16 protein-coding genes are annotated in these 19,571 nt (G+C 69.0%); 4 read left to right on the top strand and 12 right to left on the bottom strand.

Annotated features, from left to right (window positions below; genetic code table 11):
- Positions 1-90: 90 nt before the first annotated feature.
- The 4 genes from AC07UH_RS04735 to AC07UH_RS04750 form a co-directional block, all read right to left on the bottom strand.
- Positions 91-2,835, bottom strand: a complete 2,745-nt coding sequence (locus AC07UH_RS04735) for a [protein-PII] uridylyltransferase (protein ID WP_495179181.1) — start codon at positions 2,833-2,835, stop codon at positions 91-93.
- Between the two features lie 214 nt (positions 2,836-3,049).
- The gene (gene mutS / locus AC07UH_RS04740; protein WP_495179788.1) at positions 3,050-5,629 is read right to left on the bottom strand and encodes a DNA mismatch repair protein MutS; all 2,580 of its coding nucleotides are present in this window, start codon (positions 5,627-5,629) and stop codon (positions 3,050-3,052) included.
- Between the two features lie 28 nt (positions 5,630-5,657).
- Positions 5,658-5,930 carry a type II toxin-antitoxin system RelE/ParE family toxin gene (locus AC07UH_RS04745; protein ID WP_495179180.1) on the bottom strand — a complete coding sequence of 91 codons (273 nt, stop codon included), beginning with the start codon at positions 5,928-5,930 and terminating at the stop codon, positions 5,658-5,660.
- Positions 5,923-6,111 (bottom strand): hypothetical protein, encoded by a 189-nt coding sequence (locus AC07UH_RS04750; protein WP_038662940.1) that lies wholly within the window; start codon positions 6,109-6,111, stop codon positions 5,923-5,925. Before AC07UH_RS04750 ends, AC07UH_RS04745 begins: the two co-directional genes overlap by 8 nt.
- A gap of 87 nt (positions 6,112-6,198) precedes the next feature.
- Between AC07UH_RS04750 and AC07UH_RS04755 the strand changes: the two genes are divergently transcribed.
- On the top strand, positions 6,199-8,457 hold the full coding sequence (locus AC07UH_RS04755) for an NADP-dependent malic enzyme (protein ID WP_137899347.1): 2,259 nt from the start codon (positions 6,199-6,201) through the stop codon (positions 8,455-8,457).
- A gap of 122 nt (positions 8,458-8,579) precedes the next feature.
- Here the strand turns inward: AC07UH_RS04755 and AC07UH_RS04760 are convergent, their stop codons facing one another.
- On the bottom strand, positions 8,580-9,368 hold the full coding sequence (locus AC07UH_RS04760) for an SDR family oxidoreductase (protein ID WP_495179179.1): 789 nt from the start codon (positions 9,366-9,368) through the stop codon (positions 8,580-8,582).
- Positions 9,369-9,565: 197 nt separating this feature from the next.
- The gene (locus AC07UH_RS04765) at positions 9,566-10,711 is read right to left on the bottom strand and encodes an acyl-CoA dehydrogenase family protein (protein WP_495179178.1); all 1,146 of its coding nucleotides are present in this window, start codon (positions 10,709-10,711) and stop codon (positions 9,566-9,568) included.
- A gap of 513 nt (positions 10,712-11,224) precedes the next feature.
- Here AC07UH_RS04765 and AC07UH_RS04770 point away from each other — a divergent pair.
- The gene (locus AC07UH_RS04770; protein ID WP_495179177.1) at positions 11,225-11,785 is read left to right on the top strand and encodes a CHAP domain-containing protein; all 561 of its coding nucleotides are present in this window, start codon (positions 11,225-11,227) and stop codon (positions 11,783-11,785) included.
- A 191-nt stretch (positions 11,786-11,976) separates the two neighbouring features.
- On the opposite strand, the gene msrB is transcribed toward AC07UH_RS04770, so the two are convergent.
- From msrB to AC07UH_RS04790, 4 genes are all read right to left on the bottom strand, one after another.
- Entirely contained in the window at positions 11,977-12,471 is a 495-nt protein-coding gene (gene msrB, locus AC07UH_RS04775) for a peptide-methionine (R)-S-oxide reductase MsrB (protein WP_038662923.1), read from the bottom strand.
- A gap of 238 nt (positions 12,472-12,709) precedes the next feature.
- On the bottom strand, positions 12,710-13,711 hold the full coding sequence (locus AC07UH_RS04780; RefSeq protein ID WP_495189870.1) for an endonuclease/exonuclease/phosphatase family protein: 1,002 nt from the start codon (positions 13,709-13,711) through the stop codon (positions 12,710-12,712).
- Positions 13,712-13,846: 135 nt separating this feature from the next.
- Complete coding sequence (locus AC07UH_RS04785) at positions 13,847-15,073, bottom strand: ABC transporter permease (RefSeq protein WP_495179176.1); 1,227 nt, start codon at positions 15,071-15,073, stop codon at positions 13,847-13,849.
- Positions 15,070-15,990, bottom strand: a complete 921-nt coding sequence (locus tag AC07UH_RS04790) for an ABC transporter ATP-binding protein (RefSeq protein WP_495179175.1) — start codon at positions 15,988-15,990, stop codon at positions 15,070-15,072. The genes AC07UH_RS04785 and AC07UH_RS04790 overlap by 4 nt, the downstream gene beginning before the upstream one ends.
- A gap of 87 nt (positions 15,991-16,077) precedes the next feature.
- Here AC07UH_RS04790 and queG point away from each other — a divergent pair, with 87 nt between their 5' ends.
- Positions 16,078-17,145 (top strand): tRNA epoxyqueuosine(34) reductase QueG, encoded by a 1,068-nt coding sequence (queG, locus tag AC07UH_RS04795; protein ID WP_495179174.1) that lies wholly within the window; start codon positions 16,078-16,080, stop codon positions 17,143-17,145.
- A 189-nt stretch (positions 17,146-17,334) separates the two neighbouring features.
- Here queG and AC07UH_RS04800 read toward each other — a convergent pair whose 3' ends face one another.
- Entirely contained in the window at positions 17,335-17,700 is a 366-nt protein-coding gene (locus tag AC07UH_RS04800; RefSeq protein ID WP_038662910.1) for a hypothetical protein, read from the bottom strand.
- On the bottom strand, positions 17,697-18,383 hold the full coding sequence (locus AC07UH_RS04805; RefSeq protein WP_495179173.1) for an EI24 domain-containing protein: 687 nt from the start codon (positions 18,381-18,383) through the stop codon (positions 17,697-17,699). Before AC07UH_RS04805 ends, AC07UH_RS04800 begins: the two co-directional genes overlap by 4 nt.
- Before the next feature lie 106 nt (positions 18,384-18,489).
- Between AC07UH_RS04805 and AC07UH_RS04810 the strand changes: the two genes are divergently transcribed.
- Entirely contained in the window at positions 18,490-19,488 is a 999-nt protein-coding gene (locus AC07UH_RS04810) for an adenosine kinase (RefSeq protein ID WP_495179172.1), read from the top strand.
- The last annotated feature ends 83 nt before the right edge of the window (positions 19,489-19,571 follow it).

Consider the following 19,571-nt stretch of genomic DNA (forward strand, 5'->3'; position numbering starts at 1 on the left):
GAAGCATCTTGAGACTCAAGCCCTTCGACAGGCTCAGGGCGAACGGCGCGCGTTTGTCGGCGGAATCAGCAGGCAACGGGGAGGGGAGGGTTACGCCGCCATCTCGACGGTTTCGCCGCTCGCGGCGGTGCGCAGGCGGCGTTCCAGTGTCTTCAGCCGCGCCGCCGCGGTGATCCGGTCGCCGGTCAGGTCGGTGACGTAGAAGGTGTCGACCGCGCGCTCGCCATAAGTGGCGACATGCGCCGAATGCAGCGTCACCTTCGACTGGAACAGCGCCTGCGCGAGCTGGTTGAGCAGCGCCGGCCGATCACGCGCATTGACCTCGATCACCGTAAAACGGTTCGAGGCGTGATTGTCGATCAGCACGTTGGGCTCGATCTCGAACGCATCCGCGCGCGTACGCGCCGCCGGCTTGGCGACGAGCCGGTCGGTCAGCTTGCCGCGATTCGCCAGCGCATCCTCGATCGCCATCTTGAGCCGTTTCAACTGGTCGAGATCGTCGAACGGCCGCCCGAACGGATCCTGGACGAGGAAATTGTCGATCGCCATGCCGTCGCGCGTCGTGTGGATGCGTGCGTCGATGATGTTGCCGCCCGCGACGTGGATCGCCCCGGCGATCCGGTAGAACAGGCCGGGATGGTCGGCGGCGTAGATCGTCACCAATGTCGCGCCGCGCGTCGCATAGACCTGCGCGTCGATCGAGAGTTGCGCGTCGCCGGCCGCCGCGATGAAGCGTGCGTTGTGCGCGAGCACGTCGTCGGGCTCGGCGATCCAATAGGCCTCGGGGAAGCGGCGCACGAAGGCGTCGAACCGCGCCGGTTCCCAGCCCAGCGTCGCCTGCAGCGTCTCCTGCCGCGTCGCGATCCGCTCGGCGCGCCCGCGCTGCTTGTGGCCGAGCCGCAGCACCTCCTCGGCGCCCTCGTAGAGGTCGGCGAGCAACTGGCGCTTCCAGCCGTTCCACGTACCGGGGCCGACCGCGCGGATATCGACGATGGTCAGCACCAGCAGTAGCCGCAGCCGTTCGGGGCTCTGCACGACCTCGCAGAAATCGAGGATCGTCTTGAAGTCCGACAGGTCGCGCTTGAACGCGGTCGCCGACATCAGCAGGTGCCAGCGCACCAGCCACGCCACCGTCTCGGTCTCCGCGGGCGACAGGCCGAAGCGCGGGCAGAGCCGTTCCGCCACCTCCGCGCCGAGGATCGAATGGTCGCCGTCGCGCCCCTTGGCGATATCGTGCAGCAGCACCGCGACATAGAGCACGCGCCGCGACACGATATGCTTGATGATCGCCGAGGCAAGCGGGTGATCGTCCTTGAGTTCGCCCTTGTCGATCCGCGCCAGCAGCCCGATCGCGCGGATCGTATGCTCGTCCACCGTATAATGGTGGTACATGTCGAACTGCATCTGCGCGACGACGCGGCCGAAGTCGGGCACGAAGCGGCCGAACACCCCCGCCTCGTTCATCCAGCGCAGCACCAGTTCGGGATCGCGTGGAGACGTCAGCACGTCGAGGAACAAGGCATTGGCGCGCGGATCGCGGCGATGGCGCGCGATGAGCTTGGCGTCGCGCGCCGCGGCGCGCATCGCCAGCGGATGGATCTCGACGCCGTGCAGATCGGCCAGCTGGAAGATCTCGATCAGCCGCACCGGATCTTCGCTGAAATAATCGTCGCGCGGCAGTGCGAGCCGGCCGCGATCGAGCACGAAGCCATGTAATTTGTCCGGCCGCCGCCGGATCGTCGGCAGCCCGAACCGCCGCCCGCGCGCCGCGAACCGCTCGTCGAGATGCGCGAGGAACACGCCGGTGAGGTTGCCGACCGTCTTCGCCTGCAGGAAGTAATATTGCATGAAGCGCTCGACCGCCGGTTTGCCGGGCCGGTCGGAGAAGCGCATCCGCGTCGCGATCTCGCGCTGGACGTCGAAGGTCAGCCGATCCTCGGCGCGGCGGGTGACGCTGTGCAGGTGGCAGCGCACCGCCTGGAGGAAATTGTCGGCGCGGTGGAACAGGCGATATTCGGCCTTGGTCAGCAGGCCGACCTCGACCAGATCGGCGCCGCGCTGCACGTCGTGAATATATTTGCCGATCCAGAACAAGGTGTGGAGGTCGCGCAGGCCGCCCTTGCCCTCCTTGACGTTGGGTTCGACGACATAGCGCGTGTCGCCCATCTTGCGGTGGCGCGCGTCGCGCTCGGCAAGCTTGTCGGCGATGAACTGGCGCTCCGTGCCGTGCTGCACCTCCGCCTTGAAGCGTTTCGCCGCCTCGTCGTAGAGTGCCACGTCGCCGGTGACGTAGCGCGCTTCGAGCAAGGCGGTGCGGATCGTCACGTCGCCCTTCGCCTGCCGCACCATCTCGTCGAGCGAGCGGCTGGAATGACCGATCTTCAGCGCGAGGTCCCAGAGCGCATAGAGCATCGATTCGATGACCTGCTCGGCCCAGGGCGTCTGCTTGCCGGGGGTGAGGAAGCCGATGTCGACGTCGGAGAAGGGCGCCATCTCGGCGCGGCCGTAACCGCCGACCGCGATCAGCGTCAGCCGTTCGCCCGCGGTCGGGTTGTGGAGCGGGTGGAGCCGCTGCGTCGCGAGGTCGAACAGCACGCGCAACAACTGGTCGGTGAGATACGCCTGCGCGTTCGAAGCCTCCAGCCCGCGCGACGGATGCGTGGCGAGCCGCCGCTGGATCTCGGCGCGACCCTCGGCGAGCGCCTCCTTGAGGATCGCGGTGGCTTGGGTGCGCAGGGCGATGCCGGTCGCGTCGATCGCGGCGATCTGTTCGGCGAGCGCGCGGCGATCGACGATCGCGCGGCGGTTGGGAAGGTGGTCGAAACGGCGCTGCATGGCGGCGGGGTATAACCGCGCGAGGGTTAAGGGGACATGGGGTTTGGAGAGAGGTGCTGAGTCCTCCCCCGCAAGGGGGGGGGACCGTTCGGCGCAAGCCGAATAATGGAGGGGAGGACAGGGTGGGAGCCCGGATTGCGAAACTCCCGCCCTGTCCTCCCCCTCCGTCACCGCTTCGCGGCGCGCCCTCCCCCTTGCGGGGGAGGACTTTGCGTCACCCCTCCCGCGCCAACGCCTTCAGCCGGTACAGCGTATCGAGCGCCTCGCGCGGGGTCAGCGCATCGACGTCGAGCGACTCGACCTCGGCGCGGATCGCGTCGCACGTCTCCTCCTCCGCCACCTGCGCCGCGGCGAACAGCGGCAGGTCGTCGAGCCCCGCCGCCAGCCCGCCGGTCTTCGCCCGGCCCGCCTCCAGCTTCGCCAGCACCGCCTTGGCGCGCGCCACCGTCGCCGGCGGCATTCCCGCGAGCCGCGCCACCGCCAACCCGTAGCTCCGGTCCGCCGGCCCGGTGCTCAGCTCGTGGAGCAGCACCAGCTCGCCCTTCCACTCGCGCGCGCGGACGTGGTGCAGCGTCAGCGCCTCGCAGCGTTCCGCCAGCCGGGTCAGCTCGTGGTAATGCGTTGCGAACAGGCAGCGGCAGCGATTGTCCTCGTGGATCGCCTCGACCACCGCCCAGGCGATGGCGAGCCCGTCATAGGTCGAGGTGCCGCGGCCGACCTCGTCGAGGATGACGAAGCTGTTGGGCGTCGCCTGCGCGAGGATCGCCGCGGTCTCGACCATCTCGACCATGAAGGTCGAACGACCCCGCGCGAGATTGTCCGACGCGCCGACGCGGCTGAACAGCCGGTCGACCATGCCGAGCGTCGCCTTCGTGGCGGGAACGTAGCTGCCGGTCTGCGCGAGCACCGCGATCAGCGCATTCTGGCGCAGGAAGGTCGACTTGCCGCCCATGTTCGGCCCCGTCACCAGCCACAGCCGCGAATCGGGGGTGAGCGTACAGTCGTTGGCGACGAACCGGTCGCCCGATTTCGCCACCGCCGCCTCGACCACCGGATGCCGTCCGCCGACGACGTCGAAACAGGGATGGTCGGCGAGCGCCGGCCGCGCCCATTGCCCCTCCGCCGCCCGCTCGGCGAGCGCCGCGGCGACGTCGATCCGGGCGAGCGCGTCGGCGGTGGCGGCGATCGCCTCCCGATGCGCGAGCGCGGCGGCGGTCAGCTCCTCGAGATGCGCGGCCTCGGCGGCGAGCGCATGCGCCCCCGCCTGCGACACGCGCGCGGCGACCTCGTGCAGCGCCGGCGTGTTGAAGCGAACGACGCCCGCCAGCGTCTGGCGATGGGTGAAGCCGCTGTCGGGCTTCATCAGCGGATCGGCGGATCGCGCCGGCACCTCGACGTGATAGCCGAGCACGTTGTTGTGGCGGATCTTCAGCGTGGCGATGCCGGTCGCCGCCTTCATCTCGGCCTCCAGCGCGGCGATGGCGCGACGGCCGCCGGCGCCGGTGTCGCGCAATTCGTCGAGCGCGACGTCATAGCCCGCGGCGATATAACCGCCGTCGCTCGCCTCGATCGGCGGCGAGGGGACGAGCGCGCGCTTGAGCAGGTCGATCAGCGCGCCATGGCCGCGCAGTCGCGGCGCGACGCGATCGAGCAGCGCGAGCGGCGCATCGATCTGCGCCAGCCGCTCGCCGAGATGCCACGCCCCGTCGAGCCCGTCGCGAAGCTGCCCCAGATCGCGCGGCGACCCGCGTCCCGCCGCCAGCCGCCCGAGCGCCCGGCCAATATCGGGCAGCGCCCGCAACGCCGCACGGACCTGTTCGCGCTGGCCGGTGGCGTCATGGAAATGCTGGACGAGATCGAGCCGCGCGTCGATCGCCGCTTTGTCCATCAGCGGCGCGCCGAGATCGCTCGCCAGCAGCCGCGCGCCGGCGCCCGTCACCGTGCGGTCGATACAGTCGAGCAGGCTGCCCTTGCGCTGGCCGCCGGTGGTGCAGGTCAGTTCGAGGCTGTCGCGCGTCGCCGCGTCGATCGCCATCGTCTCGGCGGCCTGGCTGAGCCGCGGCGGGCGCAGGAAGGGCAGGGCGCCCTTGGCGGTATGTTCCAGATAGGCGATCAGCCCGCCCGCCGCCGCCAGCCCCGCGCGGCTGAACTGGCCGAAGCCGTCGAGCGTCGCGACGCCGAACAGCGCCTTCAGCCGCGTCTCGCCGCTGCCGCTGTCGAACGTCTGCTTCGGCCGCAGCGTCGTCGCGGCGGCGGCCTGGTCCGAGGCGTCGGACGCCACCACTTCCGCCGCGCCGAGCCGCGCCAACTCGGCACCGAGCGCGTCGATGGAACAGTCGATCACCTCGAACCGCCCGGTCGAGACGTCGGCGGCGGCGAGCGCCACCGCGCCCGCCGCCTCGCCGATCGCAACGCACCAATTGTCGCTGCGCGCATCGAGCAGCGCTTCCTCGGTCAGCGTGCCGGCGGTGACGACGCGGACGATGCCGCGCGATACCAGCGCCTTATAGCCGCCGCGCGCCTTGGCCTCGGCGGGCGTCTCGGTCTGTTCGGCGATCGCGACGCGATGCCCCGCCTTGATGAGGCGTTGGAGGTAGGCGGTGGCGGCATGGACCGGCACGCCGCACATCGGGATCTTCTCGCCGTCATGCTCGCCGCGCGAGGTCAGCGCGATGTCGAGCACGCCGCTGGCGATGCGCGCGTCGTCGAAGAAGAGCTCGAAGAAATCGCCCATGCGATAGAAGAGGAGGCAATCCTCCGCCTCGGCCTTCAGCGCGAGATATTGCGCCATCATCGGGGTGGGGGTGGTCATCGGGGAAGGGTCAATCCAGAAGACGGGCGCCGTGGCGGACGGAAAGGATGTGAACGGCCTCGTCCACGACGTGATAGCGAATGATATACGGCGGTACCGAGGTCAGCTCCCGTAGGCCGTTGCCCATCGGTCGTCCCCGTCGAGGAAAATCAACCAGGCTTTGTCCGAGAGCGATCAGACGGCCACCGGTTCTCACGGCAGCGCTCGGATCGAAACCTTTGATGTAGACAATGATCGCATCAAGCTCATCGAGCGCCTCTTGGCGCCAGATGACGCTAGCCATCCTGCTGCGCAAGCCATTCCGCGAAGGGCACCTGGCCCGGCTCCCCCCAGGTTCGCAGCCATTCGCCGACCACGACATGATCGACGCCGTATCCGGACGCATAGCCTGCCTTCGCCCGAACGAAGTCGTCGCGCGTCGGTCGGCGCGCATTACGGGGCGGTATCTGTGCCTCGGGCGTCATGCCAGCAACATAACCCCTACCGCCGCGGGTTGAAAGCCCGGCCCGAACCGGTCAAGAGCCGTAGCGTCAGCCCGTCAGCGAGGTCCCATGTCCGACGAAGCGTCCGTCCAATTCTCCGAGCGCGAGGCGCTCCTGTTCCATTCCGAGGGACGGCCCGGCAAGATCGAGATCATCGCGTCCAAGCCGATGGCGACGCAGCGCGACCTCGCGCTCGCCTATTCGCCCGGCGTCGCGGTGCCGGTGCAGGCGATCGCCGACGATCCCGCGATGGCCTATGACTATACCGCCAAGGGCAATCTCGTCGCCGTCATCTCGAACGGCACCGCGATCCTCGGCATGGGCAATCTCGGCGCGCTCGCGTCCAAGCCGGTGATGGAAGGCAAGGCGGTGCTCTTCAAGCGCTTCGCCGACGTCGACTCGATCGACATCGAGCTGAAGACCGAGGACGTCAACCGCTTCATCGACGCGGTCGAGCTGATGGAGCCGACCTTCGGCGGCATCAACCTCGAGGATATCAAGGCGCCCGAATGTTTCATCATCGAGCAGACGCTGCGCGAGCGGATGAACATCCCGGTTTTCCATGACGACCAGCACGGCACCGCGATCATCGCCTCGGCGGGGCTCATCAACGCCTGCCTGCTGACCGGCCGCCGCCTCGCCGACGTCAAGCTCGTCGTCAACGGCGCGGGCGCGGCGGCGATCGCCTGCACCGAGCTGATGAAGGCGATGGGCGTGCGCCACGACAACGTCATCATGTGCGACAAGACCGGCGTCATCTATCAGGGTCGCGACGACGTGAACCAGTGGCAGTCGGCGCATGCGGCCAATACGACTAAGCGCACGCTGACCGAGGCGCTGGAGGGCGCGGACGTGTTCCTCGGCCTGTCCGCCGCGGGCGCGCTCAAGCCCGAGATGGTCGAGCATATGGCGCCGTCGCCGATCATCTTCGCCATGGCCAATCCCGAGCCCGAGATCCGCCCCGAGCTCGCCAAGGCCGCGCGCCCAGATGCGATCGTCGCCACCGGCCGGTCGGACTATCCGAACCAGGTCAACAACGTGATCTGCTTCCCCTTCATCTTCCGCGGCGCGCTCGACGTGCGCGCCACCGGCATCAACGATGCGATGAAGATCGCCGCCGCCAATGCGATCGCCGAGCTCGCCCGCCAGCGCGTGCCCGAGGAAGTGGCGGTCGCTTATGGCGTGCAGCACAGCTTCGGCCCCGAATATATCATCCCGTCGCCGTTCGATCCGCGGCTGATGGAGCTGGTGCCGTCGGCGGTGGCCAAGGCGGCGATGGATTCGGGCGTGGCGATCAAGCCGATCCTCGACATGGACGCCTATCGCCAGACGCTGCGCGCGCGGCTGAACCCGACCACCTCGGTGCTCAGCCTTGCTTATGAGGGCGCGCGGGCGCGGCCGAAGCGCGTGCTGTTCGCCGAGGGCGAGGAAGAGGTGGTGCTGCGCGCCGCCATCTCGTTCAAGGAAGGCGGCTATGGCACGCCGGTGCTGGTCGGCCGCGACGACGTCTACGACCGGTTGAAGGCGCTCGGCGTCGCCAATCCGCAGGAGTATGAGGTCCACAACAGCCGCCATTCGCCGCTCGTCCCGAAGATGGTCGACTTCGTCTACAGCCGGCTCCAGCGCCGCGGCTATCTGCGCCGCGACGTCGAGCGGATGATCAACCAGGATCGCAACGTCTTCGGTGCGGCCTTGCTGCAATTGGGCGAGGCCGACGTGATGATCACCGGCATCACCCGCACCTGGGCCGAATCGATGCGGCAGGTGAAGCGCGTGATCGATCCCGAGGCGGGCCGCACCCCGTTCGGTATCCACGTCCTCGTCGGCCAGAGCCACACCGTTTTCATCGCCGACACGACGGTCAACGAGCGGCCGACCGGCGAACAGCTCGCCGATTTCGCCGAACAGACCGCGCAGGTCGCGCGCCGCATGGGCCACGAACCGCGCGTCGCGATGCTGAGCTATTCGACCTTCGGCAATCCGAAGGGCGCGTGGGTCGACAATATCCGCGAGGCGGTGTCGGTGCTCGACGGCCGCAACGTCGGCTTCGAATATGAAGGCGAGATGCCGCCCGACGTCGCGCTCAACCCGCGCCAGCTCGCCAATTATCCGTTCGCGCGCCTGTCGGGTCCGGCGAACATCCTCATCATGCCCGGCCTGCAATCCGCGCATATCTCCGCCAAATTGCTGCGCGAACTGGGTGGCGACAGCGTCATCGGGCCGATGCTGATCGGCATGGAGAAACCGGTGCAGATCGCGCCGATGACCTCGACCGCGAGCGAGCTGGTAACGCTGGCGGTGCTCGCCGCGGGCGGCATCGCGCGCTAATCGCGGGGCGGGGTGCGGCTCGGCCTCACCCTTCGCCGCCTTCGGCGTCTTTTCCCTCTCCCGCCGGGAGAGGGAAGGAGGCGCGAAGCGCCGGGAGGGTGAGGGTGGCGCGTTGGTCGCGCCTAGGCGTCGATGCTAGTCCCCAGCGCGGCATGGACCAGCCCGCCGTCGACGGTAATCGTCTCGCCCACCACATAATCGCCCGCGCGGCTGGCGAGATAGATCGCCGCGCCCGCCATATCCTCGTCCACCCCGATCCGGCCCGCGGGGATGCCGCGCGCGATCGCGTCGCCATGGTCGCGGGCGGCTTTGTTCATGTCGCTCGGAAAGGCGCCGGGTGCGATCGAAGTGACGTTGATGCCGTCGCGCACCAGCCGCGCCGCCATCCGCTTGGTGAGGAAGATCAGCGCCGACTTCGACGCATGATAGCTGTACGTCTCCCACGCATTGAGCCGCTGGCCGTCGATCGAGGTGATGTTGATGACCTTGGCGGGCCGCGTCCGCGATCCCGCCGCCTTGAGCAGCCCGTGCAGCGCCTGGGTCAGGAAGAAGGGGGATTTGACGTTGAGGTCCATCACCTTGTCCCAGCCGGCCTCGGAGAAGTCCTCGAACGGCACGCCCCAGGCCGCGCCGGCATTGTTGACGAGGATGTCGAGCCGCTTCTCGCGCTCGGCGAGCTGCGAGGCGAGTGCCTTGCAGCCGGCGACGGTGCTGACGTCCTGCGGCAGCGCGATGCAATTCGGCCCGAGCTCGTCGGCCGCCGCCTCGCATATGTCGGCCTTGCGCGACGAGATATAGACTTTGGCGCCCTGCGCGACGAAGCCCGCCGCGATCATCTTGCCGATACCGCGGCTGCCGCCGGTGACCAGCGCGACCCGGCCGTCGAGTCGGAACAGGGTGTTGGTGTCCATATGTCTCTCTCCCAAATGGATCGTCCCCGCTTTGAGGTGACGATGATTGTGTCTGCCCAGCCCGGGCCTCTGTCATCCCCGCGCAGGCGGGGATCCATAAACGCTGACGGCCCGGCTCAAGCAGGGACCGCGCGTCTGGATCCCCGCCTGCGCGGGGATGACGATGGAGGGGAGGGCGCCGTGCCGCCTCACAAACCTCACCCGCCGCGCTTGATCGTCTCGCGGGCAATGATGACCTGCTGGATCTGGCTGGTGCCTTCGTAGATGCGGAACAGGCGCACGTCGCGATACAGCCGCTCGATCCCGTAATCGGCGATATAGCCGGCGCCGCCATAAATCTGCACCGCCTTGTCGGCGACGCGGCCGACCATCTCGCTGGCGAAATATTTCGCCGCCGCCGATTCGAGGACGACATCGTCGCCGCGATCCTTCGCCGCCGCGGTCTCCATCACCATCGCCCGCGCGACCAAAGCCTCGGTCTTCATATCGGCGATCATGCCCTGGATCAGCTGGTGGCTGGCGATCGGCTGACCGAATTGCGTGCGGCTGCCGGCATAAGCGACGCTGTCGGCGATCAGTCGCTCGGCGACGCCGACGCAGACCGCGCTGATATGCAGCCGGCCGCGGTCGAGCACGCGCATCGCGATCTTGAAGCCCTCGCCCTCGGCGCCGAGCCGGTTGGCGGCGGGGACGGGGACGTCGTCGAAATGCACGTCGGCGACCTTGGCGCCCTTCTGCCCCATCTTCTTCTCGGGCTCGCCGATCGTGATCCCCGGCAGGTCTTTCGGCACGAGAAAGGCGGAGACGCCGCGGCCGCCCTTCTCCTCACCGGTGCGCGCCATCACGGTGAACAGCTGCGCACGATCGGCATTGGTGATGTAGCGCTTCGTCCCGGATAGCCGGTAGACGTCGCCGTCGCGGACCGCGCGGGTCTTCACCGATCCCGAATCGCTGCCGACATCGGGTTCGGTGAGCGCGAAGCTGGTGACGATCTCGCCGCTGGCGATCTTGGGCAGCCATTCGGCCTTCTGTTCGGCGCTGCCCGCCATCACCAGTCCCTGGCTGCCGATGCCGACGTTGGTGCCGAACGCCGAGCGGAAGGCGGGCGTCGTCCGCCCCATCTCGATCGCGACGCGGCATTCCTCGACCATGTTGAGGCCGAGCCCGCCATAATCCTCGGCGATCGACAGGCCGAACAGGCCCATGTCCTTCATCTCGGCGACCACCGCCTCGGGGATCGCGTCCGCCGCCTCGACCTCCGCCTCGAGCGGGCGGAGCCGTTCGGCGACGAACCGCCGCACGGTGTCGATCAGCGCATCGAAGGTTTCGGGATCGAGAGCCATGTCGCTTCCACTGCCATTTCGTTGCCCGAGAGGTAATGCGGAGTGGCGGGCGCTGCAAACCCGAAATTCTAAAAACCACATGCATGCTCTTGAGCGAGGCCATACTGGATTGGTTGCAAGGGAGCCAAGCCCACCCCGTCACCCCGGACTTGTTCCGGGGCCCACCCTGCGGCGAGGAGAATGACAGGAAGGGCAGCCGTGACGCTTGCGGCCCGGTGGACCCCGGCGCAAGGCCGGGGTGACGGTGTCCATGCGGTAACGGACCGAGCCTCACGATCCCGGTCTATCGATCGTCACCGCGGCGCCCGCGCCGATAAAGGGCAGGAAATCAGCCCGATTCCGTACATTGGGGCCGTTCATCCGCCATAAAGCGACAGGCCTTCGGACGCATTCCGTCGTCTCATCGGCGCCGCAACACCGTTCGTCTCTTATGGTTCCTGCGGCCATTGGCGAATTTCAAACCCCCGGCTAGCGACATCCTCGACGAACGGGTTTTGACCGGGGGGTCAGCAAATGACTGTGAAGACGTTGGCAGCGCGTTTTGCGCTGGTGTTCTCCTGCGCCCTGATGACGGCGACCCCTGCGTTCGCGCAGTTCTGGCAATGTGCGCCTTATGCCCGCGAGATCTCCGGCATCGACCTGCACGGCAACGCCAATACCTGGTGGGGCCAGGCCGCTGGCCGCTACGAACGTGGCCATGCGCCCAAGGTCGGCGCGGTGCTCGCCTTCCAGTCGACCCGCCGCATGCGCGTCGGCCATGTCGCGATGGTCTCGCAGGTCGTCAGCGACCGCGAAGTGCTGCTGACCCACGCCAATTGGTCGCGCCCCGGCGGCATCGAGCGCAACGTCCGCGCGATCGACGTCTCGGCGGCAGGCGACTGGAGCGAGGTCAAGGTCTGGTACGGTCCCAACGGCGGTCTCGGCACGTCGAGCTATCCGACCAACGGCTTCATCTATTCGGGCCATGCCCCCGCCGTCGATACCGATGCCGCTCCTGCGAGCGACGCCGCCGTCGACACTAGCATCATCGCCACCGCGGCCGCCGTGCCGGTGGTTCCGGTCGCGGGCCGGTAAGCAGGAAGTACGGGGCAGAGGTTCGCTCTCCCCAAGAAAGCCGTCATCCCCGCGGAGGCGGGGATCCATATACGCTGACGTATCCGCTCAAGCGGGGACCCGCGCGTCTGGATCCCCGCCTCCGCGGGGATGACGGTATGAGAGCGGCCGGTGCGTCTCGTTCGCCGGGATGACGGCGGGTCGGTCGCCTCTCACGCCGCCCGGAACGTCATCGCAACGCCGTTCATGCAATAGCGCTTGCCGGTCGGCTTCGGTCCGTCGTCGAAGACATGGCCCAGATGGCCGCCACAGCGGCTGCAATGCACTTCGGTCCGCTGCATCATCAACGAGCCGTCGACCCGCGTTCCCACCGCGCGCGGCAGCGGCGCGTAGAAGCTCGGCCAACCGGTGCCGCTCTCGAACTTGGTCTTCGACGAAAAGGCGGGCTGCGCACAGCCCTTACACGCGAAGATGCCGGCGCGATGCTCGTCGTTGAGCGGGCTGCTGAACGGCCGTTCGGTGCTCTCGTGACGCAGCACCGCCCAGGCCTGATCGCCGAGCTTCTTGCGCCACGCGGCATCGCTCATCGCGACGGGGAAGCGCTCGGCGGCGGCGGCGGGCGCGCTGCGGCAGCCCCATAGCGCCGCCCCGGCGATACCGGCGGCGGCGAGCGACAGAAGCGAGCGGCGGGAAGGATCGTGAACCATTACCGGAATATAGATACCCCCACGGCACCCCGCATCCCCCGCCGGAGCAGGAACGTCGCGGGGTGCGGATTCCCCACTCCGTCACCCCGGACTTGTTCCGGGGTCGACTCCGCGGCGGGGAGAACGGCTTGAGGCTCCAGCGACGACCCTGCGGCCCGGTGGACCCCGGAACGAGTCCGGGGTGACGAATCGGTTTGGGTAATCGCCCGGGCGCGTCACGCCGCCGGCCGGATCGGGATCAGGCGCCGAGGCCGAAGCTGCGCATCACGCCGATATGATCCGACAGCCGGTCGCCATCGGCGAGCGTTCCGAAGCTGCGCGTCTGCCCCTCGGCGGCGATCGTGCCGCGATAGGCGACGACGGTCTTGGCATGCGCGAGCGTCGGCGTCGGCGCGATCGCCCGGCACGAGGCGCCGCAGGCGGTCTCCGACGCGGCGATCGTCAGGCCGTCGCCGCCGACCAGCGCCTGCGCCAGATAGGCCTGGCGTGCGGGATCGTTGCCGACGTTGAAGTCGCCGGCGAGCACCACCGAGGCGCCATCGCCGCCGACCGAATCGATGAACGACCGCAGCGCATCGGCCTGGCGCTGATAGGCGAACAGGCTGCGGTCGCTGCCGACGCCCGAGGCGGCCCGCGCGTTGAGATGCGTGTCGACCACCACCAGCGGCGCGGTACGGCCGGGGACGCGCAGCGCCACCGCCAGCATCCCCTTGTTGGCGAGACAGTCGTAGCCCGCGCAGGCGAAGCGCGGATAGGCGACGCGCTTGGCCCAGACGATCGGATAGTCGGAGAAGATGGCGAGCCCGCTGTCCTCGCGCGCGCCCTCGGTCTCGCCATGCCACAGGCTGGCCTTGGCGAGGAAGGCGCGTTCGGCCGGCGTCGTCGCCGGGGCGCCCGCCTCGTCGGCGCTCGGGCCATAGGCGACGTAGCGATACCCCGCATTGGTGCCGATCGCTTTCTGAGCGTCGCCGAACGCCTCCTGCACCGCGACCACCTGCGGCCCGTCGCCGCGATCGTGCATCGCGCGCAGCTCGGCGGCGATCGACGCGGCGGCGGCGCCGCGGCCGTGGGTCAGCGGCCAGGGCAGGCCTTCGACATTGTAGGACAGCAAGGTGACCGGCCCGGCGGCGGGAGCGGCGTGGAGTACGTTGCGCTCCACCGCCATCACCGACTTGGGCTCGGCGAGACCGGTGACCAGCAGCACCGCCGCCAACATCACGACCCCAGGTATCCGCCGCATCGTCCCACTCCCCTCACGCTGGAACCTTCTCTAGGCTCGCGCGTGTGACGCGGTGACGTAGGCGTGATGACAAGCGCGTCATCTGCGTGAATATCCTCGTCCCGGGCCGGTGGCAGCCCGCCCCGGACGACGCGATCAGCCTGTCCGGCGCTTCCAGAACGGCTTGGCGCTCCCCGATTGCAGCACGCCGCGCCGGAACAACCGCGCGCCGAGCGTGATGAAGATCGTCACCCACAGCAATTGCCACGCGATCGCGGCGACATGCGGCCACCATTCCGGCGAGGTCGCGGCGCGGCCCGCCATCGCGAACGGCGACGACAGTGGGAAGAGCTGCGCCGCGGTGGCGACCCAGCTGTCCGGGCGGCTGGTACCGGCGAGCGCCAGCGCCAGCATCCCCATCTGCACGATCGAGATCGGCAGTGCGAGCATCTGGATCTCGCGCGGCGTCGACGCCTGCGCGCCGACCACGAGGAACGCCGAGCCAAGCAGCAGATAGGCCATCGTGAAATAGACGAGGAACAGCGCGACGAACGCCGGCATGCCGACCGCCGCCTGGATAGCCAGCGACGACGCCACCTCGGGCGGCAGCAGCATGCCGAGCCGCGAGATAATCGTCCCCCAGAAAACCACGAACAGCACCGCGACCCCGAACATGCCGAGCAGCTTGCCGAGGAACACGCTCTCCAGCGGCACCGCGGCGGCGAGCACCTCGATCACCTTGTTGTTGCGCTCCTCGGCCATCGTGCCGACCACCTGGCTGGCGAGGAACAGGTTGAGCAGGAACACGCCGAACACCGCGAACGAGGCGGACTGGCGGCGATTGCCCGCCGATCCCCGCGGCCGCTCGGTTGGCGTCTTGGTCGCGGCGATCCGTGGCACCGCGCCGCCCAGCCGGTCCGCCGCGATCGTCTCGGCGGCGAGCAGCGCGAGATAATCCGCCGCCCGCCCGCCGCGCGGCCCGTACAGCACCTGCGGCCGGTCGAGCGGACCGTAGAGCACCGCGCTCGCCTCGAACGCGTCGCTGGCGAAGGCGGCGCGCGCCTGTGCGGCGGGGTCGCGATCGGGCCGCTGGGTGACGAGCACCGGCGGCGCCTCGTCATCGCGGCGGAAGGCGGTACGCAGCCGCGTGTCCGCCGCCGCCATCGTCCGCGCCGGGGCATCGGGCAGGATCGCGACGATCCGCGACTTGTCGGCGCGGCTGTCCGCGACGCTCGCCGCACCGATGCCGCCGATCGCCGAGAACGAGCCGAGCAGCACCGGCGCGAGCAGGAACAGCAGGAAGACCGGCGTGAACACGGTCGCGACGAAATCGCGCCGGGCGATGGTCAGCGCTTGGCGGAAGGTACGAACCGCGTTGCTCATGCCGCGTCTCCTACGTCGGCGGCCTTGCCGACGATGCGGACGAAGGCGTCGTGCAGCCCGGGCCGTTCGATCGACAGCCCGCCGATGCCATATCCGCGGTCGATCAGCGTCACCAGCAACCCCTCGATTCCCTCTGCCGGCAGCTGGAAGCGCCAGCCGGCCCCGTCCGGTACCGCGTCATGCGGGAGCACGTCGGCGATGGCGGCATCGGGCCGCGTTGGCAGATAGCGCACCCGGCTCGGCAGCGTGCCGCGCGCGTCGTCCACCGTCCCCTCGAACCGCCGCTTGCCCCCGGCGATGATCGCCAGCCGGTCGCAGACGCGCTCGGCATGCGCCATGATATGCGTCGAGAACAACACCGTCGCGCCGCGGTCGCGCTCGGCGAGGATCAGCGCCTCCAGCTTCTCCTGATTGACCGGGTCGAGCCCCGAAAAGGGCTCGTCGAGCACCAGCAGATCGGGCCGATGCACCACCGAGCCGAGCAATTGCACCAATTGCGCCATGCCCTTGGACAGTTTCTTGATCTTCTCGTCGACCGCATGGCCGAGTCCCGCCGCCTCCATCAGCTCGGCGGCGCGCGTGCGCCCGGTGCGCCGGTCGAGCCCGCGCAACGCGCCCATGAAGGCGATCGCGTCGCGCGCCTTCATCGACGGATACAGGCCGCGCTCCTCGGGCAGATAGCCGACGCGGTCGCTCGCCTCGCGCGGCGCGAAATGGCCGAGTATCGAACGGCGGCCCTCGTCGGGCTCGATGATGCCGAGCAAGGTGCGCAGCGTCGTCGTCTTCCCCGCGCCATTGGGGCCGAGCACGCCGTAGATCGCACCGCGCGGCACTGCGAGATCGATGCCGTCGACGACGCGCCGTTCGCCGAAGCGCTTCACCAGATGCTCGGCGAACACCGCCAGATCGTCAGCCAAACACCCGTCCCCCGTCCGCCCCAGGCTGCGCCACCCATCCCGAACGGGATGCGTGTGTTGCCGTGGCGCTTGTGGTAGCGGGCGGACGTGTCCCAACACAAGCAGCAAGCCGAAATCGAACATCGGATCAAGGCGAAGGCGGCCGAACTCGGCTTCGTCGCCTGCGGCATCGCGCGCGCCGACGCCGCGCCGCAAACCGCCGCGCGGCTGCGCGAATGGCTGGACGACGGCCGTCACGGCGACATGATCTGGATGGAGGAGCGCGCGCATCATCGCGGCTCGCCCGCCGGATTGTGGCCCGAGGTGCGCAGCATCGTCGCGCTCGGCATGAGCTACGCCCCCGCCGCCGATCCGCTGCGGCTGGCGGGGGAGGGGGAGCGCGGCCGCATCTCGGTCTATGCGCAGGGCGGCGATTACCACGACGTCGTCAAGAAGGCGCTGAAGGCGCTCGGCCGCTGGCTGGCGCAGGAGGCGGGCTGCGACCTCAAGGTGTTCGTCGACACCGCACCGGTGATGGAGAAGCCGCTCAGCGAGGCGGCGGGGCTCGGCTGGCAGGGCAAGCACACCAATCTGGTCAGCCGCGCGCACGGCAGCTGGCTGTTCCTCGGCGCGATCTACACGACGCTGGACCTGACGCCCGACGTGCCCGGCCGCGACAGTTGTGGTTCGTGCGACGCCTGCCAGCGCGCCTGCCCGACCGACGCCTTTCCCACGCCCTACCGGCTCGATGCGCGGCGGTGCATCTCCTATCTCACGATCGAGCATGCCGGCCCGATCCCGCACGAATTCCGCGCCGCGATCGGCAACCGCATCTACGGCTGCGACGATTGCCTCGCGGTCTGCCCGTGGAACAAGTTCGCGGCGACGGCGGCGGCCAACATGGCCTTCCAGCCGCGCGCGGAACTCACCGTACCGGCGCTCGCCGACCTGCTCGCGCTCGACGACGCCGACTTCCGCCAGGTCTTCGCCGGCTCCCCGATCAAGCGCATCGGCCGGGGCCGCATGGTCCGCAACGCGGCGATCGCCGCGGGCAACAGCGGTGCGCCGGCATTGCTGCCGGTGCTGGAGCGACTGCGCGACGACGACGACCCGGTGGTGGCGGAGGCGGCGGGCTGGGCGGCGGATCGACTGCGTCTATCAAGCAGCGGGACGTAAGCAGTGGAGGATGCGCTCCGTAACCTCCGGGCGGCGCATCATATTATCGACCTGCTGTCCTACATGCATTTCATGCGCTAGCGATCGTCACGAAGTCGTGCTCTTTCTCATTAGTGCAGAAACGGAAACGATAGGGGGTGATCGTTTCCATTAAGGTGTTCAACTTGTCCACGTTGAACGCATGCTGACCTATTTTCCGCCATCGCGTCGGACCAGGGCGGCGACGCAGCTCGCGCGGTCGATCGTGCTGCCGTCGGGCTCGCGCGCGTCGAGATAGGTGACGCGCGGCGCCTCCGATCCCTTGGGATAGAGATAGGCGTCGAGCACGCAGATCGGCCCCGCGAACTGGAGCTTGCGCGCGGCGCCCTCGCGGATGTCGGCGTCGGGCTTGCCGAACAGCGTCACCAGCCCCGCCTCGTCCTGGCCGATCACGCGCTCCAGGCCGGCGCTGGTATAGGGAACGACCGGGCGGCTCGTCACCGCCGGCGCGACCGCGCCCGGCGCGGCGCAGGCGCCTGCCAACAGCGCCAGTGCCAATGCCGCCAGTGCCTTCATGCGCGCGTCCCCCGTCGCGACGCATGGAACAGATGCGTCGCCATCGCCGCGCCGAGGATCGGCGCGACCAGATTGACCAGCGGAACCACGAACAGCCCGGTGCCGACAAGCCCCAGCACGAACCGTTGCGCCCGCGTCGCCTCGCGCCAGCCCCGCATCGTCGCATCGTCCATATGGCGGCTCGCCACCATCTCGCCGAGGTCGCGGCCGAGCAGCAGCGCGTTGACGAGGAAGAAGGCGATCGCCGGCCCGATCGCGGTGAACAGCAACGTCAGATAGACGGGCACCATCAGCAGGTTGACCGCGACCGCCCGCCCTGCCGAGCCGAGCCCCATGCGCAGCGACCGGGCGAGGCGCACCGGGCGCGCGGCGGCGTGCGCGGCGGGATAATGGCGCGCCTCGACCGCGGCGACCACCTCGTCGCCGAACACGCCGAGCACCGCGACCGCAATGACCCGGAACAGCAGCCACGCGCCAAGCCCGAGCAGCACCACCGCCGCCGCGCCGGCAAGGCCGTCGCCCCATGCGCCGACCCATGCCGCAAGCAGCGCGCGCAGGCCGAGGTAGAGCCCGACGCCCAGCACGGCGAAGATCGCCAGCGTCACCAGCAGCGACTTGCCGAGCACGCGCAGGATGGCGGGCTGGCCGAGCTGGCCAATCGAGAGGGTGAGAGCGCGCAACATCGTGCCGGGGTGGCTTGCGGGGGCGGGCGCGTCAACCACCGCCACGTTGCGTGGGGGGCGTGCCGGCCCTAGGGACGGCCTTTACGTTTTCCCCGGAGCTATATCCTTGTCCCACCCCAAATATGACGTGGTCGCGATCGGCAATGCGATCGTCGACGTGCTTTCCCAGGCCGACGACGCCTTCATCGACTCGATCGGCGTCGCCAAGGGCTCGATGCAATTGATGTTCTCGCCCGAGGATGCCGATGCGCTCTACGCCAAGATGGGGCCGGGCCGCGAAGTGTCGGGCGGATCGGCGGCGAACACCGTCGCGGGGATCGCGGCGCTCGGCGGCCGCACGGCGTTCATCGGTCAGGTCGCCGACGACCAGCTCGGCGAGGTCTTCGCGCACGACATCCGCGCCGCCGGCGTTGATTTCGCCACCGCGGTGCGCCCCGGCCAGCCGACCACCGCGCGCTGCCTGATCTTCGTGACGCCCGACGGCCAGCGGACGATGAACACCTACCTCGGCGCATCGCAATTCCTGCCCGAGGCGGCGCTCGACCTGTCGGTGATCGAGGATGCGGCGATCCTGTATCTCGAAGGCTATCTGTGGGATCCCGAGGAGCCCCGCGCCGCGATGCGCGCGGCGATCGAGGCGGCACGCAAGGCGGGCCGCAAGGTCGCCTTCACGCTGTCCGACGTGTTCTGCATCGGCCGCCACGGCGGCGACTTCCGCCAGCTCATCGCCAACGGCCTGATCGACATCCTGTTCGCCAATGAGGGCGAATTGACCGCACTCGCCGAGACCGAGGATTTCGACGCGGCGGTCGCCAAGCTGTCGGCGCAGGTGCCGACGCTGGTGGTCACGCGCGGCGAGGCTGGCGCCTGCGCGATCCAGCACGGCAGCCGCGCCGAGGTCACCGCCGAGCCGATCGACAAGGTCGTCGACACGACCGGCGCGGGCGACCTGTTCGCGGCGGGCTTCCTGCACGGCCAGGCGCAGGGCAAGGGGCTGGAACAGTCGCTCAAGCTCGGCGCGATCTGCGCGGCGGAGATCATCAGCCACTTCGGCGCCCGCCCCAACGTCGACATGAAAGCGCTCGCCGCCGCCAAGCTCGGCTGAGCCACGTCCCCCTCTCCCGACGGGAGAGGGGGTATTCCCGCCGCGGGCGCGGTCCTCTCCAGCATCAACGATACGAGACGAAC

It is taken from the genome of Sphingomonas sp. GW821-FHT04B01 (genome assembly GCF_059420425.1).